Source organism: Streptomyces sp. NPDC038280 (assembly GCF_055600045.1).
In genome coordinates, this window is sequence record NZ_JBVJYZ010000002.1 from 506,163 (window position 1) to 522,907 (window position 16,745).

Below are 16,745 nucleotides of genomic sequence, written 5' to 3' on the forward strand. Positions count from 1 at the left end.
TCGGTGGTCAGAGACTTCAAGGGTCTCACGGACCACCGACCGCACGGCAAACCTTTAGTCGTCCTGCGCTCCGGCCTTCCCCTTGATCTTGAAGTTCTTGCCCAGGACGACGGTGACGTCGGCGTTCGCGGCCGCCTTGCCCTGCTTCACCGCACCGGCCGGGAGCCCGAGCGTCTTGGCCACCTCGTCGGCCTGTGCCTTCTGGGCCGGCGCACCGTAGATGACCTGCGAGGACGACTCCGTGTCGGCCTTGCCGCCGTCGATGAAGGCATAGCCACCGTTGACCAGGACGATCCGGGCCGCTTCTGTGGCATCCGCGTTTCCGGTGCCGTTCCTGACGCCGACCCGGACGGCCGCGCCCTGCTCGGGCGCGCTGACCTTGCCGCCGAGGATGTCCTTGACCACACTCTCGCTCGCCTCGTCGGAGAGCGTGCCGTCCTGCTGGACCGGGAGCAGCGCCGTCGTGTAGTCGCCGCCCTTGGCGTGCTGGGCGAGCTTCGCGAGCGAGGCGCCGAGGTCCTTCTCGGGCAGGGAGGGGTCGAGGATCTGCGCCAGGGTCTCGACCGTGACCGTCGCGCTCTTCGGGTCGTCGGACATCTTCCGCAGGACGCCGTACATGACCTGGCCGAACCGCTGGAGCTGCTTGGCCTCGGCCTCTCCCGGCCCGCGGTAGGTGGCGTAGGCGACGGCGGCGGGCCCGTTGAGTGTCTGGTTCTCACCCTTCTTCACCAGGGGCTCGGCACCGGCCTTGGCACCGGGCACGTCGGTGTCGGTGGTGAGGTCGATGGTGCCGACGAGCTCGACCAGGTTCTCCAGGAACGGCGTGTCCAGCCGCCAGGTGCCGGTGATCTTCGTCCCGAGGAGGGAGCCGACCGCCTCACGGGTGCCGGAGGAGCCGTCGTCCTCGACGGACTTGCCCAGCGTGGTCGTGGTGCCGTCGTCGTTGGCGACGGCGAGCGAGTTGGGCAGCAGCACGGTCGTGCCCTGCTTGGTGGTGGTGTTGTCGACCAGCAGCGCGGTGGAGGTGCCGCCCATCTTGGTGTTGTGCAGATGGATGACGATGACATCGCGCTTCTGGGGGCCGGACGCCGTGTCGCGCTTCTCCTGGGGTCCGGAGAGACCCGGCAGCTTGCCGGCGGACCAGAGGTAGCCGACGCCACCGACGACGGCGAGCGCCAGCACGACGATCAGCGCGACGACCCGGTTGCGGCCGCGCCGCTTGGCCTCTTCGCGCCGCTCCGAGCGGCTCTCGGTGAACTTGAGCCAGTCGATGACGTCCTCGGAGTCCTCGTCGGGCTCCTCTATGAACGAGAACTGCTCGGTCCGGTAGGCGCCGTCCTCGTCGGGCGCCGGGCGCCGCTGTCCGGGCACGGCGGACGGCGGGGCCTCGGGCGACTGCTGCGGCTCGCGCTGGTCGGGACGGCCGGGGTGATCGGGGTGGTGCTGCGGCGGAACGTTCCACTGCTGAGGCGTGTCGACGGCCGCCTGCTGCTGCCCGGTGTCGTAACCGGAACTCTGGCCGTAGCCGTAGCCCTGCTGAGCGCCGCCGTACGGGTCGTACGACGGCTGCTGGGGCCGGCCGCCCTGCGCGCCCTGCCCGTAGGGGTCGTAGGCCGGATCGTAGCCGTAGCCCTGCTGCTGGGGCTGCTGCCCCGGCGAGGGGTACCCCTGCTGCGCGTACGGGTCGTACTGCGCCGGCTGCTCGGGCTGCTCGTACACCGGCTGCCCGTACGCGTCGTAGCCGATGATCCGCGGCTGCGGCTGGTACGGGTCGTACGGGTGCTGCTGGTCGTTCACCGGTGCCCCTCTCCGTGGCTCACTCGCCGCGGTACAACTGGCGCTTGTCGATGTAGCGCACCACACCGTCCGGCACCAGGTACCAGACCGGGTCGCCCTGCGCGACCCTCGCCCGGCAGTCGGTGGAGGAGATCGCCAGCGCGGGCACCTCGACCAGGGAGACGCCGCCCTCGGGCAGACCGTCGTCCGTCAGGTCGTGACCGGGCCGGGTGACCCCGATGAAGTGCGACAGCGCGAACAGTTCCTCGGCGTCCCGCCAGGTGAGGATCTGCGCGAGCGCGTCGGCGCCCGTGATGAAGAAGAGATCCGCGTCGCTGTTGAGCGAGCGCAGCTCCCGCAGCGTGTCGATGGTGTACGTCGGTCCTTGGCGGTCGATGTCGATACGACTGACCGAGAACTGGGGGTTGGACGCCGTGGCGATGACCGTCATCAGATAGCGGTCCTCCGCCGGAGACACCACCTTGTGGGTCTTCTGCCACGGCTGCCCGGTCGGCACGAACACCACCTCGTCGAGGTGGAACAGGGCGGCCACCTCGCTGGCGGCCACCAGGTGTCCGTGGTGGATCGGGTCGAACGTCCCGCCCATCACACCGAGTCGGCGTTTGCCGGGACCAGTAGGCACTTCCTGCTCTCCCATGCGTGCAGAGCCTACTGGCACGGCGGCAGCACCCTGTCCCGGCGGTCGCCGGATCAGCGGTCCCGGTTGAAGCGGGTGGTGATCCACAGCAGCAGAAGCAGTGCGAAGAGGGCGCCGCCACCGGTGAGGTACGGGCTGAGGCTGGCGTGGTTGCCGCCGTGCTCGGCGCCCTCGGCGAGCGTGACCAGGCTGGCGGCGGTGCTGGGGAGACTCATCTTCAGCAGTACCTATCGATCGGGGGTGGGGCGGAGACTTCGCGCACATCGTATGCGGGCGGTCCGGGCACGCTCACGCCGACTCAGTCGTTGGGGTTCTCAGTCGCGGTATCCGCGTGCGGCAGGAACCGGCCGAGTCCCGACTTGTCCACAGGGTCCGTGTTGTCCACAGGCCCCGGCGCGTCATGGCACCAGCGCCTAGGCTGGGAGCCGTCAGGGGGACGGGCCGAGGTCTCGTAGAAAGCAGGGGGCATCCATGACCGACAGCAGCCACGAGAAGGTGCCGAGCAGGCAGCGCAAGCGCTTCCCGGGTATCTCCTCCCGTGCGTACGAGCATCCTGCGGACCGCTCCGCGCTGGTCGCCCTGCGCCGGCTCAGCGGCTTCGACACCGTCTTCAAGGCGCTCAGCGGGCTGCTTCCCGAGCGCAGCCTGCGTCTGCTCTTCCTCTCCGACTCGGTGCGGGTGAGCGACGCGCAGTTCGCGCATCTCAACACGATGCTGCGGGACGCCTGTTACATCCTGGACCTGGAGAAGGTCCCCCCGATGTACGTCACGCAGGACCCGCAGCCCAACGCCATGTGCATCGGTCTCGACGAGCCGATCATCGTCGTCACCACCGGTCTCGTGGAGCTGCTCGACGAGGAGGAGATGCGGGCGGTCGTCGGTCACGAGGTGGGCCATGCCCTCTCGGGACACTCGGTCTACCGCACGGTGTTGCTCTTCCTCACCAGCCTTGCCCTGAAGATCGCCTGGATCCCGCTCGGCAATGTCGCGATCATGGCGATCGTGACCGCGCTGCGGGAGTGGTTCCGCAAGTCGGAGCTGTCTGCCGACCGGGCCGGGCTGCTGGTGGGCCAGGATCTACAGGCCTCGATGCGCGGCCTGATGAAGATCGCCGGCGGCAACCATCTGCACGAGATGAACGTGGACGCGTTCCTTGCCCAGGCCGAGGAGTACGAGTCCGGCGGTGACCTGCGCGATTCGGTGCTCAAGATTCTGAACGTACTGCCCCGCTCGCACCCCTTCACGACCGTGCGCGCGGCCGAGCTGAAGAAGTGGTCCGAGACCCGCGACCACCAGCGGATCATGGACGGCCACTACCCGCGGCGCGAGGACGACAAGGACACCTCGGTGAGCGACTCCTTCCGCGAGTCGGCGGCGCACTACGCCGACTCGGTGCGGGGCAGCAAGGATCCGCTGATGAAGCTCGTGGGCGACATAGCGGGCGGCGCGGGGGACCTGGGCGGGAAGCTGCGCGACAAGTTCACCGGCGGCGGCTCGGGCGGCGCCAAGGACAGCGGTCAGGGCGAGGGCTGAGAGCCCGCGGGCAGGGCGGTGAGCCCGGCGGTCAGGGCGAGGGCTGAGAGCTCGGAGCCAGGACTCCGCAGAGGGAGGCGGCGTCCCGGCCCGTGGCGTACGGGTCGGTGCCCGCGGGGCCGCCTCCGCTCGCCTGACGGCCGGCGAGCAGCGGACGCAGGGCGCCTGAGGTGTCGGCCGCCGAGCAGTCCTGCGGCCCGGCCTGGACGACGCTGGTCACCAGCTCGACCCTGTGCATCCGCAGGTCTTCGCGGTCGAAGCGGAAGTGCAGCTCGCGGCGGACGGTGAACAGCGAGGCCTCGGTGGGAGGGCCTTCGCCGGCCGGGCGTACCGCGTAGGTGAAGGTGTGGTCCGAGGTCACGTCGAGGACGTCCGGCTCCGTCTCGGCGAACCGGAGGGCGCCCTGCACCCTCGGTGCGGCGTCGGCCAGCCGCACCTTGGCGGGGTCGAAACGCACCAGCCAGCCGCTGGTGGCGTGCTGCCCGTCGTCCGAGGGGGAGGCGACGCTCCGGTCGAACTGGTCCAGCTGGTCCGGGTCGAGCAGGAGACGTACGGCCCGGTCCGTGGCACCGGTCAGGACGTCGGGGTCGAGGGAGGACCTCGCCAGATAATCCTTGGCGATCGTCAGCGCGGTCGTCACCTGGCCCTCGGAGAAGTGCGGGGTGCGCTGGGTGGCCGGGAGGTTGATGCCGGCGGCGCCGGAGCGGTACTGGGCCGCGGGGCTGTGCGCGTAGAGCTCCTCGGGCGTGCCTCCCGGCACCTTTCCCTGGGGCTCGAGGGGGACCACCGTGACCCGCAGGGGCTCGGCGCGCTGGTCCGGCGGGGGCAGATAGGGGTTGCGTACGCCGAGATAGATGGCGGTTCCGAAGGCCAGGATGATCAGGAGGACCAGCAGGACGCCCTGTCTCGCTCCGCTTCTCGGCTGCCACGCGGGGCGGCTGCGGACGGCCCGGGCGTGCTCGCCCATCCGCTCCTGGGCGGAGAACTCCTGGAGCCGGGCAGCACGGACGAACGACTCGTCGAAGACGACGGATCGGTACTCGTCCTCACCACCGCCGGGGAGCCCTTCGGGGGTCCCCTCAGGCGGGTCGCCACTCCCTGCCATACCTTCAGGGTAGGTCTGCGGGGACCTCGGTAAACGCTGGGGAGAACGCCAAGTTCCGGGACTTCGGCCGGCGCCCGTCCCCGGGGCCCGTGTCAGGGGCCCGGGCGGGGCGCGGCGGAGGCCGGCGGGGCGGAGTACTCGGCGGAGGCGGAGGGGCGGGCGGCCCTCGGCGGCGTGGCGCTCGGGGTGTCGATTCCGGTCGTCGCCGGGGCCGGGACCTGGTCCTGACTGTTGCCGGAGGCGCCGCGGTAGACGGCGGTGAAGGCGAGCGCGACCATCCCGACGCCCATCACCAGGGCGAGGACCCAGGCGACCGGGCGGTGCCAGCGGGCGCTGCCGCGGTAGGGGCGCAGGGCGCCGCCGTGACGGCCGTAGGGCCCGGAGTCGTCGTACTCGTCGAAGTCGTCGGGCAGGACACCCTCGTCGTAGCCGCGCCGGCGGGCGTAGCCGTCGGTGCCGTAGAGGTCTTCGAAGAGCTCGTCCTCGGCCGCTCCGCCGCCGGCTCTGGCCCGGGCGGCCTCCGCCTCGGCGCGGGCCTGGGCGGCGGCGAGGAGCCGCTCGACGGCGGTCGGCTCATGGATCTCGGCGGCCCGGACGAAGTCCTCGTCGAACACCACGGAGGCGAACTCGTCGGCGCCACCGCGGTCGTCGTCGGGCTCCCAGCCGTCCGGGAACGGCCTGCCCCCCACGTCGTCCGGCACGGATTCAGGGTAGCCCTGGGCGAGCGTTTTGGGCAGGGAGAACGGGCAAGAGGACGAGGCTCACCGCCCGCTTCCGGCTCCGTGGCGCTACCGCGCGCTACTCCCCGCCCTCGTTCCTCACCGGGTGTGGCCGTCGCCGGTGACGATGTACTTCGTCGACGTCAGCTCGGGCAGGCCCATGGGGCCGCGGGCGTGCAGCTTCTGCGTGGAGATGCCGATCTCGGCGCCGAAGCCGAACTGGCCACCGTCCGTGAAGCGCGTGGACGCGTTCACGGCGACCGTGGTCGAGTCCACCAACTGGGTGAAGCGGCGGGCGGCGGCCTGCGAGGTGGTGACGATCGCCTCGGTGTGCCCGGACGACCAGCGCCGGATGTGCGCCACGGCGGCGTCCAGCGAGTCGACGACGGCCGCGGCGATGTCGTACGAGAGGTACTCGGTCTCCCAGTCCTCCTCCACAGCCGCCACGACGGTCGCCTTGGAGCCGTCGGCGTACGGCAGCACCCGCTCGTCGGCGTGGACGGTCACGCCCGCGGCGGCGAGCGCGTCCAGGGCCTTCGGCAGGAAGTCGGCGGCGATGTCCTGGTGGACCAGGAGGGTCTCCGCGGCGTTGCAGACGGACGGCCGCTGCGCCTTGGAGTTGATCAGGATGTCGACGGCCATGTCGAGGTCGGTCCGCGCGTCCACGTAGACATGGCAGTTGCCGGTGCCGGTCTCGATGACGGGGACGGTGGACTCCTCGACGACCGTGCGGATCAGGGAGGCGCCGCCGCGCGGGATGAGGACGTCCACGAGACCGCGGGCCCGCATCAGTTCCTTCACGGAGTCGCGGGACTCGCCCGGCACCAGCTGGACGGCGTCGGCGGGGAGACCGGTCGAGGCGACCGCGTCGCGCAGCACGGCGACGAGGGCGGTGTTCGAGGAGTACGCGGAGGAGGAGCCGCGCAGCAGGACGGCGTTGCCGGACTTCAGACAGAGGGCGGCGGCGTCCACGGTCACGTTGGGGCGGGCTTCGTAGATGATGCCGACGACGCCGAGGGGCACCCGGATCTGCCGCAGGTCGATCCCGTTGGGCAGGGTCGAGCCGCGCACGACCTCGCCGACCGGGTCGGGCAGGGCGGCCACGTCCCGGACGTCGGCGGCGATGGCCCGGACCCGCTCGGGGGTGAGCGTGAGCCGGTCGATGATGGACTCGCTGGTGCCGGCCTCTCGGGCGCGCGTGACGTCCTCGGCGTTGGCCTCGACGATCTCGGCCGTGCGGGCTTCGAGGGCGTCGGCGATCGCCAGCAGCGCGTCGTCCTTGGCCGCGCGCGGCAGGGGCGCGATGTCGGCGGCGGCGGCGCGGGCCCGGTGCGCCGCCTGGGCGACCGGGGAGAGAGTGTCGGAGGACGTCTGCGAGGTCATGCTGGCAGGGTAATGCCGTCCGCGCGGCCACCCCGCACGTATCCCGTACGCATCCCGCACTCCGAGACAGAAACCCACCCCAAGGGCCACAAGGCGCCTCAGAAAGGATGGACACCCACCGGGGCCGCCGGTGGCGGTCCGTAGCCCTCGGCGATCCGCTGGTGGTAGGTCTCGCGGTCGATCACTTCCAGGCCGACGATCTCCCAGGGCGGCAGCTTCGCGCTCTGCCGGTGCTCGCCCCACAGCCGCAGGGCCACGGCGGCGGCGTCGTGCAGGTCGCGGGCCTCTTCCCAGTAGCGGATCTCCGCGTGATCATTGGCGTAGCGGCTGGTCAGCAGGAAGGGATGGTCGTGGGCGAGCTGTTCGAGGCCGCGTCTGACGTCCTTCAGCGGGGCTTCGGGGCCCGAGGCGCTGAGGGTGATGTGCCAGAGCTTCGACGCCGGGCGTTCCTCGCCGCGGGTGTGGGCCGTCCGGCCCGTACTGGGATGGCTGCTGCGGTCCGCCTCCCGGTCCTCGTCGACGGCGTCGAAGTCGACCCCGGCTTCGACACTGGTCAGGGCACGTTCGGCCGTCCCTCGGGGCAGAGCCCCCGGGCGCGCTCGTCTCACCGGCGGCCTCCTGTTTGATGCGTTGGTGCTGTACCCAGGGCTGTACCCCGCCTTGCCCCCGAGACAAAGTTGACCAGCCCGCGACCGGACTTGGGGCGGTTTTGGGGAAGGTCTCTACCGGATGGCCGGACTTTCAGCCGTTTCAGCTCCGCGCTCAGGGCCGGACGACGACGAGATCGTCCCTGTGTACGACCTCTCTCTCATATGCCGGACCGAGCTCCTTGGCGAGGTCGCGGGTGGAGCGGCCGAGGAGCTGGGGGATCTCCTTGGCGTCGAAGTTGACCAGGCCGCGGGCGACGGCCTGGCCACGGGCGTCCCTGAGCTCCACCGGGTCGCCGGCGACGAAGTCGCCCTCGACCGCCGCGATACCGGCCGCGAGCAGCGACTTCTTCCCCTCGACCACGGCTCGCACGGCCCCGTCGTCCAGGATCAGCGCGCCCTGCGGGGTGGAGGCGTGGGCGAGCCACAGGAGCCGGTCGGCCGAGCGGCGGCCGGTGCGGTGGAAGTACGTCCCGGTGTCGCGGCCGGCCAGGGCGTCGGCGGCGCGGCTGGCCGAGGTGAGGACGACCGGGATTCCGGCGGCGGCGGCGATGCGCGCCGCCTCGACCTTGGTGACCATTCCGCCGGTCCCGACGCCCGCCTTGCCCGCGCTGCCGATCTCGACATGTGAGATGTCCTCGGGTCCGGTCACCTCCGCGATGCGGGCGGTGCCGGGCTTGGCCGGGTCGCCGTCGTACAGGCCGTCGACGTCGGAGAGGAGGACCAGCAGGTCGGCGCGGACGAGATGGGCGACCAGGGCAGCGAGGCGGTCGTTGTCGCCGAAGCGGATCTCGTCGGTCGCCACGGTGTCGTTCTCGTTGACGACCGGGACGGCGCCCATCTCGATCAGCTGGTCGAGGGTCCGGTAGGCGTTGCGGTAGTGCGCGCGGCGGCTGGTGTCGTCGGTGGTGAGCAGCACCTGGCCGACCCTGACGCCGTAGCGCGCGAAGGAGGCGGTGTAGCGGGCGACGAGCAGGCCCTGGCCGACGCTGGCCGCGGCCTGCTGGCGGGCCAGGTCCTTGGGGCGGCGCGCGAGCCCGAGCGGTGCGAGACCGGCGGCGATGGCGCCGGAGGAGACCAGCACGATCTCCTTCTCGCCGCCGCTGCGGACCTTGGCGAGTACGTCCACGAGGGCGTCGACACGATCGGCGTCGAGGCCGCCCGACGCGGTGGTCAGGGAGGACGAACCAACCTTGACGACGATCCTGCGGGCTTCCGTCACGTACTGCCTTGCCACTGTCACATGGGCGAATCTATCCAAGGGCCGACGGACGGCGCTCGTCCATTTCAGTCGCTGGACAGGACCGCGACCGATCCGGCGAGGTCAACACAGAGCGACGAAAGTCGTAAACCTTCCTCTCGAATCGGGTCGATTCAGGTGAACTTCACGACGGCGGCGGGGAGTCGGCCACGATGGCTCGTTTGGCTCCTTGTCCGGTCCCGCCCTCGTCCCCGTGGAGCACCCGTGTCAACTGTCCGACGTTCTGTCCGGCATGCCCGCGCGGCCGCGCGCCGACTGGGTCCGCTGGCGGCACTGGGCGCCGCCTTCGCGGGGCAGGTCGCCGGTGCCGTAGGGCCGGACGCCGTACTGCTCGCCGTGTCCACCGCGGCCGGGCTCGCCCTGGAAGTACTGATCCACCGCCGCCACCGGGGGCTGAGCCGGGTCCTGTCGAAGGCGCGGGCGGATGTGCCCGTCCGGCATCTGCTGCGGGACCTGCTGCTGGTGGCGGGGCTGATGAATCTGGAACGGTACGGTCCAGGGCTGCTCTATCTCCCGCTCTGCTACGGAGTATTGCTCTGCTACGCCCTGCACTTCGCCTGCCAGGGGGCGTCCGCCAAGGTGCGCCGCACCCGGACGCTCCCGGTCCTGACCCGGAACATCGACGCCTCGGCCCTGCGGCTGTCCACCGCGCCGCCCGCGCTGCTGAACCGCCATCCCGGCGCCCGGCTGCTGGCCTGCGGGCTGCCCGCGACGGCCGGTCTGGTGGCGGCTGCGCTGACCGGCGCCGGAGTGTGGGCCGGGGCGGGTGTCGTGGTCTCGGTGCTGCTGGCAGGAACGGGATTCGCGGTGCTGGTGGTCCGGCTGCTGCCGGGGAGGCGTCCGGCGGGCGAGGCGGAGGTCCTGGCCTGGTTCGACCGCTGGCTGGCGGAGTACCGCCCGACGGTCGGGATGTACTTCTCCGGCGGCACCAGCTCCGCCTACCAGGCGAACATGTGGCTGGAACCGCTCGCCGAGCTCGGCGGGCGGCCGGTGATCGTGTTGCGTGAGCGGTTCATGATGCAGAAGATCGGCGCGACCGACATCCCCGTGATCTGCGTCCCCAAGGTCGCGCATCTGATGCGGCTCGAACAGTCCACGCTCGGAGTGCTGATCCACCCGGCGAACTCCGGCAAGACCTCGCAGGTGCTGCGGATTCCCAGCATCAAGCACGCCTTCGTCAACCACGGCGAGAGCGACAAGCTCTCCAGCTGCAACCCGTACGCCAAGGCCTACGACGAGGTGTGGGTGGCCGGGCCCGCCGCGCGCGAGCGGTACGCGCTGGCGGAGGTCGGTGTCGACGACCGGGACGTGGTGGAGATCGGCCGTCCGCAGCTGGCTCCGGTGCTGCCCTACGCGGGGCCTCCGGTGGGCCGGTTCCTGACGGTGCTGTACGCCCCCACGTGGGAGGGGTGGACGGACGACCCGGGCAACACCTCGGTGATCCTTGCCGGCGAGAACCTGGTGCGGGCGCTGCTCGCCGATCCGGGCGTGCGGCTGCTGTACAAGCCGCATCCCATGACGGGGTCGGTGGATCCGCGGGCCGCTGCGGCGAACGCGCGGATCAAGCAGTTGGTGCGGATGGCGGCGCAGCGGCGGCAGCAGGGGCCGGGCGCCGGGGGCACCACGCCGCCGGAGCCGTCCGCGGCGGAGCTGGCGCGCACCACCGACGAGGTCTTCCCGTCCCGGGCCGACGGGGTGGAGCGGATGCTCCGGCAGGGCGCCCCGGCGCCGGGCAGGGCGGCCGAGGTGGCGCGCGCGACCGCGGCCTGGGAGGACGCGTACTGGGCGTCGCTGGCGCCGGGCGAGCACCGGGTGGTGAGCGAGGCCCGGCCCGGCCTGTACTCCTGCTTCAACCAGGCCGACCTGCTGATCAGCGATGTGTCGTCGGTCGTCTGCGACTTTCTGGCGAGCGGGAAGCCGTACGCGGTGGCCAACACGGGCGGACTGCCGGAGGACGAGTTCCGGGCGGTCTTCCCGACCGTCCGGGCGGCGACGGTCCTCACGCCGGACGGACAGGGCGTGCCGGCGCTTCTGGAGACGGTCCGCGACCCGGCCAAGGACGCCCTGCGGGACGTCCGGGCGGAACTGAAGGAGCAGCTCCTCGGCCCGGCGGACCCGCCGTCGCCGGTGCGGTTCGCGGCGGCCGTGGAGAACCTGCGGGCCAAGGCGGCGCACCGCAACCGCACACCGGTCCCGTCGCCGAGGCCGGCGGCGCAGACGCCCAGCCCGCGCGTGGGCTGAAGCAAGTAATCCGAGGGGGCGGGGAGCGCCGAAACGCGGCGCTCCCCGCCCCCTCGTGTACTCGCTACGCGGTGCCCCGTCGGCGGTCCGGGAGAAGGCGCCCGAGGCGTCCCCGGGTCTCGCGGCGCACGCGGCGCAGCACCCGCCCGGCGAGGCGGCGGGCCCGGCCGACGGGGCCGTGGGCGGGGGCGTCGAAGACTTCGTACGCCTCGTCCGGCAGCCCCGAGGCCTTGTCGCGGAAGTGCGGATACGCCAGGAAGACACGGCCCAGCGAGCGCACTCGCTCGGGGGCCTCGCCCTTCTTCAGGAACGCGGTCACGTCCTTGAGCTCCGCCACCCGGCCCTCGGCGACGCAGGTGAGCCGCAGCCGTTCGGCCGGCTTCACCCGCCGGGCCAGGCCCGGCGTCCAGTACGCCTTCATCAGCGGGGCGGCCAGCTCCAGCTTGTGGCTCATGACGTCGTCGGGATACGTCAGCACGCCGAGACCGAACTGCGGCAGGACGGTGGTGAGGAACGGACGGACCATCAACAGGTCGCGGCGCTCCCCCGGTGGCACATGCGCCGCGATGAGCTCCATCAGCGCCTTCGCCGAGTGGAAGCGCGACTCGTAACCGACGCTCCTGGTCACGTGTTTGCCGTCGTCGCGGCCGACCAGGTAGTAACAGGTGTAGTCGGCGACCACCGAGACGCCGGAGCCGCGCAGATACGCCTCCATGGTGAACAGCGCGTCCTCGCCGGTCCGCATCGACTCGTCGAACCGCATGCCGTGCCGGACGAGGAGCGAGCGCCGGAACAACTTCTGTGCGCTGAGCGTGTACTTGACGTTGGAGGTGTAGATGTCGGCGCGCTCGACGGTCCGCTTCCACATCGACTTGGCGGCATCGCGGTTGACGCCCACGACCTTGCCGAGGACGACATCGGTGCCGGCCCGGTCGCCCATCTCGACCATGCGCCGCAGCGCTTCCTCGCCGAAGTAGTCGTCGGCGTCGAGGAAGTAGACATAGCGGCCGCGGGCCATCTCCAGGCCCTTGTTGCGCGGGCCGCCGGGGCCACCGGAGTTGGCCTGCCGCACCACCCGGGTGGGTACGGCGCTGCGCGCGGCGAACTCCTCGAGGTACTCCCCCGTGCCGTCCGTCGAGCCGTCGTCGACGGCGACGATCTCGATGCGTTCGGCGCCGAGTGTCTGAGTCTCCACGGACTCCAGGCACTTCACCAGATAGGGCATCGCTTCGTACGCCCCCACGATCACGCTGACATCGGGGGTGCTGACATCGCGCGGGGAGATCTCAGTCATCGGTACCTAGCTACCACGGCCGGTGGGGAAAAGGACGCTCGTTCGTGACCCTGGAGTGTGACATGCGCGTATCGCCAAACACAAAGACCCGTAGGCGACCCTCTTTCGAAGGTGCGTACGGGTCATGTGCGCGGGCTTTCACCGTCGGCGCGTGGCCGGCTTCACCTCTCGGACGGCGGGCCGCCGGCCGCCGTGTTCAGCCGGCCACCGGGGCCTCTGCCTGCAGGGGCGGCTCGGGCTCGACGGGCGGCGCCGCGCTCAGGCGCTGGTCCACGCCGGCGTTGCGCGCCTCCGCCTTGGCCGCCAGCGCCCGCAGTGCCGCGTTGAACCGCTCCACGGAGGACGGCTCGTCGGGGCCGAGGAGGTACTCCTTGAGCTCGCGCCTGTCGGCGGCGAGACGGTCGGCGGCCGGGTCGGCGACCGCGTCGAGGAGTTCCCCGATCTCCGCGGCGCTGTTGGTGAGGAGGACGGCCGCCCGCACGGCGGTGTTCTGCCGGCGGAACTCGTCGGCGCCCAGCTCGGCCGAGTCGGTCACCGCGTACGGCTTGCCGCTCGCGATGAAGTCCGAGACGACACTGGAGATGTCCGAGACCATGCCGTCGGCCTCGTTGAAGCAGTCGTAGAGCTTGGGCTCGGAGCCGGTGATGGCTCTGTGCTCCCACCAGCCGAAGGCGCGCCAGTACGCGTCGTTCCACTCGGCCCGGAGCCGCTTGCTCTCGGCGAGCCGCTGGGGGTCGGCGAGGGAGACCCGGGACTCCTCCGACTCGTCGCCGTTCTTGCGTACGGAGGCGGCGAGTGTCGTGAGCCGCGTCTCTACACGGGCCAGCTCGGCGCGGGCCGCCTCCTGTTCGGCGCGGGCGGCCGCGGCCTCCTTGGCCCAGCGGGGTTCGGTGGCCCGCTCGGCGGCGGCGGTCGCGATCATCGTGCGGATGCGCGCGTCGACGGCCTTGGCCTTGCGGTTGACCAGACCGGTGAAGGGGTGCGGCTTGTAGAGCACCCGGACCGGCTTCTCGGCGTTCAGCAGCCGCCGGACGATGTTCTCGCCGGCGAGGAGGAGCGAGGTGTTGCCGGGGTTGTCGTCCCAGCCCTCCCAGGTGGGGGCGTACAGGATCGTCGGGATCGGGTTCTTGGGCGTCCCGGTCCAGGTCTTGATCGGCGCCAGCTGCGGGCGGCCGACCTCGACGATGTCCTCGTCGCGGACGCCGACGTCGGCCAGCGCGTAACGGTCGCGGCCGGCCCGGCCGGCCGTCCAGACCTCGTCGTAGACCTTGGAGAAGGGGTTGACGCTGGCGAGCTTGTCGCTGTCGCCGTGCCCGATGAACGCGTGCTTCATGGTCGGCACACGCAGGATGTGGATGTTCTTGCCGACGTTGGCGGCGTAGAGCCCGACCCGGACGGTCGACAGATCGAGCTGCATCAGATGGGTGCCGCCCGGCACACAGATGATCGGGACGCAGGTGGCGGCGAGCTTGGGCACGAGGGTCCGCTCCCGCATGATGATCAGCGGGCGGCCCTCGGTCTGCTCCATGGTCTCCAGCCACATGTTGACCTGGTACGCGGACTCGTCGGAGCCGGAGAAGTACAGGACGACGGTGGGCTGGTACTCGCGGAGCCAGTTCTGCACGGTCTTCATCACCGCGGACGGTGACGGGACGCGGCGGCCGCGGCGCAGGTACGGGATGAGCACGAGGGTGTAGAGCAGGCCGAGGCCGAGGGTGAGCGCGACGCCGGCGTAGGCGGCGATGTCCTCGCCGGTGGAGGCCGCGTAGATCACGCCGGCCATGGCCGGGACGTCGAGATGGAGCATCTTCTCGGCGGAGCGGTTCAGCAGCGCCTTCGGCGGGGCGTCCGGGATGCGTACCCCGTGCAGGTCGACGTTGCGGGTGACGACCGGCATGGTGCGGCGCAGGCGGATGAGGGTGGCGAGCGCGCCCTGCGGGGCCTGGAGGCCGTAGAAGATCAGGAAGCCGGCGACCGCGGCGTAGAAGATCGGCTGCTCGGCGAGGTTCTCCCGGGCGAGAAGCAGGATCAGCAGCAACTGGCGGACGAGGAACCGGATCGGGAGGCCTGCGCGGACCTTGCCGAGCCGGTTGATGAGATAGCTGTCCTTCTGATGCAGATACCAGTCGGCGACATAGGTCACAGCACCGGCCACCGCGAAGAACCAGAGGTTCGGGATGAGCGCGGCGAGCATGACGCATGGATAGCCGAGTCCCATCAGGACTGCGGCGGCCAACTCGGTCCCGCTGCCCACGCGTGCCAGGCGGATGGCGGTCGAAATCACGAAGAACCTGCTCCAGAGGGGGGTGCCGGTTTATTCACATCGAGGGGAGGTCTCGTGAAGACTGAGCTTCACGAACTCGGGCCTCTGCATTCGCATATTGGCGACTGCAGAGGCCCGATAAAGCACATCTATTGAGTATTACACATCTTCCTGGCGATCCAGGACGGAGGCCAGGGCCTGCTCGAATCCGGACGCTTCGGAGGCTTCACGGGTCGGGTCCTGCTGCCGTACGTCGATGACATGACCGGTCATTTCGGAGAGCAGCACGTCCAGCGAGGTCCGGGCCACGGCCTCGGAAGACAGCAGCGAACCCGAGGGCTCCTGACCGAATGCCTTCGTACGCATAGGGGTTGCGGTGCGCTCAGGATTGACGCAATTCACCCGGATTCCGTCACCCGCCCATTCGTCGGCGAGTGCCTGGGTGAGATTCACCATGGCCGCCTTGGTGGACGAGTAAAGGCTGTACTCCGCGCGGCCGCGAGTGTAGCTGGAGGAGGTGTACAGCAGAAGCTGTCCCTTGGTCTCCGCCAGATACTTGTACGAGGCGCGGGCGATGTGGACGGGTGCCAGGTAATTGACGTTCAGCGCTTCCTGAATCGTCGCGTTGTCCGTCTCGGCGAGCTTGCCGATGCGCAGCACACCGGCCGTGTTGATCACGTAGTCGATCCGGCCGCTCTCCGCGTACGCCTTCGACAGGGCGTCGTCGACGTGCTCGGGGTTCTCCACATGGGTGCCGGTGGTGGAGCGGCCCAGGGCGTAGACCTTGGCGCCATACTCCTCGGCCAGCTCGGCGATGTCGGCGCCGATGCCGTACGAACCGCCGAAGACCACCAGGGTCTTGCCGGACAGCAGCTCGCGGTAGCCGGCCTCGTCCGCCGGGCTGGGCGCGGCGGTGGAGGCGAGCTGGAAGAGCTTGTCGGCGATGAAGACGTCGACCGGCTGCGTCACCTTCATGTTGTACTCGTCACCCGCGACGACGCAGATCGGCACGTCGGGCAGGTACTTCAGTACGACGCTGCAGTCGTCGGTGGCCTGGAAGTTGGGGTCCCCGGCGGCGACTTCGTACGCCCTGCGGATGGTGGAGAGCTTGAAGGCCTGCGGCGTCTGGCCGCGGCGCAGCCGGGAGCGGTCCGGGACGTCGGTGATGAACTCGCCGTCCTCGCCGTGGGTGCGGGTCACGATGATCGTGTCCGCGGACGGGATGGCGACATCGACGGCCTGGTAGCGCTCGAGGGCGTCGACGCAGTCCTTGATTACACGCTGTGACAGAAGCGGACGGACAGCGTCATGGAAGAGGACGTTGCGGTCCTCGCCCTCCGCGAGCCCTTCGCCGAGGGCGGCGATGGCGCGCTCGGTGGTCTCATTGCGGGTGGCGCCGCCCTCGATGATCCGGGTGACCTTGGTGAGCCCGGCCTTCGCGACGATCTTCTCGACCTCGGGCACGTACCCCGGGGCCATCAGCACGATCACGTCGTCGACGGAGTCCGCCTGCTGGAAGATCGCCAGCGTGTGCTCGATGACAGCCTTGCCCGCGATCTTCAGCAGCTGCTTCGGGATCGCGAGTCCCACACGCTGGCCGGTACCCCCGGCGAGCACGACTGCGGTGGTGCGGGGCTTGCCTTCATGCGGCACAGACACAGAACGACCTACCTCGGTTTGGCTGGGGGACGATGTGATGGTCGCACTCTCCGTGACCGTCTCGCAAGGCGGGCACCGGCCGCGCCACACCGCCCGGACACGGAGTGTTCACCTTGTGGCCAGGGACGTTCGGGGGTCGCCCTGAGGCGGCCGGGTGACCGATGCCACACCCGCACGACAGTAGCGCGGGCCGTGACGAGCGCGGT

The 16,745-nt window shown here is 70.6% G+C and carries 13 protein-coding genes; 2 read left to right on the top strand and 11 right to left on the bottom strand.

What is annotated here, in order from left to right; genetic code table 11:
* Positions 1–54: 54 nt before the first annotated feature.
* Genes ACZ7J0_RS07425 through ACZ7J0_RS07435 form a run of 3 tightly spaced genes read right to left on the bottom strand, consistent with a single transcriptional unit; the run spans position 55 to position 2,649 of the window.
* Positions 55–1,797, bottom strand: coding sequence for an LCP family protein (locus tag ACZ7J0_RS07425; protein ID WP_470884878.1), 1,743 nt, complete (start codon positions 1,795–1,797; stop codon positions 55–57).
* 19 nt (positions 1,798–1,816) lie between these two features.
* Complete coding sequence (gene nadD, locus ACZ7J0_RS07430; protein WP_469118502.1) at positions 1,817–2,434, bottom strand: nicotinate-nucleotide adenylyltransferase; 618 nt, start codon at positions 2,432–2,434, stop codon at positions 1,817–1,819.
* A gap of 53 nt (positions 2,435–2,487) precedes the next feature.
* A complete protein-coding gene (locus tag ACZ7J0_RS07435) occupies positions 2,488–2,649 on the bottom strand; it encodes a hypothetical protein (RefSeq protein WP_470884880.1) in 162 nt (53 codons plus the stop codon).
* Between the two features lie 256 nt (positions 2,650–2,905).
* Between ACZ7J0_RS07435 and ACZ7J0_RS07440 the strand changes: the two genes are divergently transcribed.
* Positions 2,906–3,967 (top strand): M48 family metallopeptidase, encoded by a 1,062-nt coding sequence (locus ACZ7J0_RS07440; RefSeq protein ID WP_470884881.1) that lies wholly within the window; start codon positions 2,906–2,908, stop codon positions 3,965–3,967.
* A gap of 31 nt (positions 3,968–3,998) precedes the next feature.
* On the opposite strand, the gene ACZ7J0_RS07445 is transcribed toward ACZ7J0_RS07440, so the two are convergent.
* From ACZ7J0_RS07445 to proB, 5 genes are all read right to left on the bottom strand, one after another.
* A complete protein-coding gene (locus tag ACZ7J0_RS07445; protein ID WP_470884883.1) occupies positions 3,999–5,072 on the bottom strand; it encodes an SCO2583 family membrane protein in 1,074 nt (357 codons plus the stop codon).
* Positions 5,073–5,164: 92 nt separating this feature from the next.
* Entirely contained in the window at positions 5,165–5,773 is a 609-nt protein-coding gene (locus tag ACZ7J0_RS07450) for an SCO2584 family spore wall biosynthesis protein (protein ID WP_470884885.1), read from the bottom strand.
* Between the two features lie 117 nt (positions 5,774–5,890).
* Complete coding sequence (locus tag ACZ7J0_RS07455; RefSeq protein WP_470884887.1) at positions 5,891–7,174, bottom strand: glutamate-5-semialdehyde dehydrogenase; 1,284 nt, start codon at positions 7,172–7,174, stop codon at positions 5,891–5,893.
* Positions 7,175–7,272: 98 nt separating this feature from the next.
* Positions 7,273–7,782, bottom strand: coding sequence for a hypothetical protein (locus tag ACZ7J0_RS07460; protein WP_470884889.1), 510 nt, complete (start codon positions 7,780–7,782; stop codon positions 7,273–7,275).
* A gap of 154 nt (positions 7,783–7,936) precedes the next feature.
* Positions 7,937–9,064, bottom strand: coding sequence for a glutamate 5-kinase (gene proB, locus ACZ7J0_RS07465; protein ID WP_470884890.1), 1,128 nt, complete (start codon positions 9,062–9,064; stop codon positions 7,937–7,939).
* A 222-nt stretch (positions 9,065–9,286) separates the two neighbouring features.
* Here proB and ACZ7J0_RS07470 point away from each other — a divergent pair, with 222 nt between their 5' ends.
* The gene (locus ACZ7J0_RS07470; RefSeq protein ID WP_470884891.1) at positions 9,287–11,323 is read left to right on the top strand and encodes a hypothetical protein; all 2,037 of its coding nucleotides are present in this window, start codon (positions 9,287–9,289) and stop codon (positions 11,321–11,323) included.
* A gap of 64 nt (positions 11,324–11,387) precedes the next feature.
* Here the strand turns inward: ACZ7J0_RS07470 and ACZ7J0_RS07475 are convergent, their stop codons facing one another.
* The 3 genes from ACZ7J0_RS07475 to ACZ7J0_RS07485 all read right to left on the bottom strand — a co-directional run bounded on the left by ACZ7J0_RS07475 (position 11,388) and on the right by ACZ7J0_RS07485 (position 16,539).
* A complete protein-coding gene (locus ACZ7J0_RS07475) occupies positions 11,388–12,617 on the bottom strand; it encodes a glycosyltransferase family 2 protein (protein WP_470884892.1) in 1,230 nt (409 codons plus the stop codon).
* A gap of 196 nt (positions 12,618–12,813) precedes the next feature.
* Entirely contained in the window at positions 12,814–14,901 is a 2,088-nt protein-coding gene (locus ACZ7J0_RS07480; RefSeq protein ID WP_470884894.1) for a hypothetical protein, read from the bottom strand.
* 138 nt (positions 14,902–15,039) lie between these two features.
* Positions 15,040–16,539, bottom strand: a complete 1,500-nt coding sequence (locus tag ACZ7J0_RS07485) for an SDR family NAD(P)-dependent oxidoreductase (RefSeq protein ID WP_470884895.1) — start codon at positions 16,537–16,539, stop codon at positions 15,040–15,042.
* Between the last annotated feature and the right edge of the window lie 206 nt (positions 16,540–16,745).

Excerpts from the sequence above, each read along its gene's own strand:
- ACZ7J0_RS07445 (WP_470884883.1), bottom strand. The coding sequence starts at position 5,072 with ATGGCAGGGAGTGGCGACCCGCCTGAGGGGACCCCCGAAGGGCTCCCC.
- ACZ7J0_RS07455 (WP_470884887.1), bottom strand. The coding sequence starts at position 7,174 with ATGACCTCGCAGACGTCCTCCGACACTCTCTCCCCGGTCGCCCAGGCG.
- ACZ7J0_RS07435 (WP_470884880.1), bottom strand. The coding sequence starts at position 2,649 with ATGAGTCTCCCCAGCACCGCCGCCAGCCTGGTCACGCTCGCCGAGGGC.
- nadD (WP_469118502.1), bottom strand. The coding sequence starts at position 2,434 with ATGGGAGAGCAGGAAGTGCCTACTGGTCCCGGCAAACGCCGACTCGGT.
- ACZ7J0_RS07440 (WP_470884881.1), top strand. The coding sequence starts at position 2,906 with ATGACCGACAGCAGCCACGAGAAGGTGCCGAGCAGGCAGCGCAAGCGC.
- ACZ7J0_RS07475 (WP_470884892.1), bottom strand. The coding sequence starts at position 12,617 with ATGACTGAGATCTCCCCGCGCGATGTCAGCACCCCCGATGTCAGCGTG.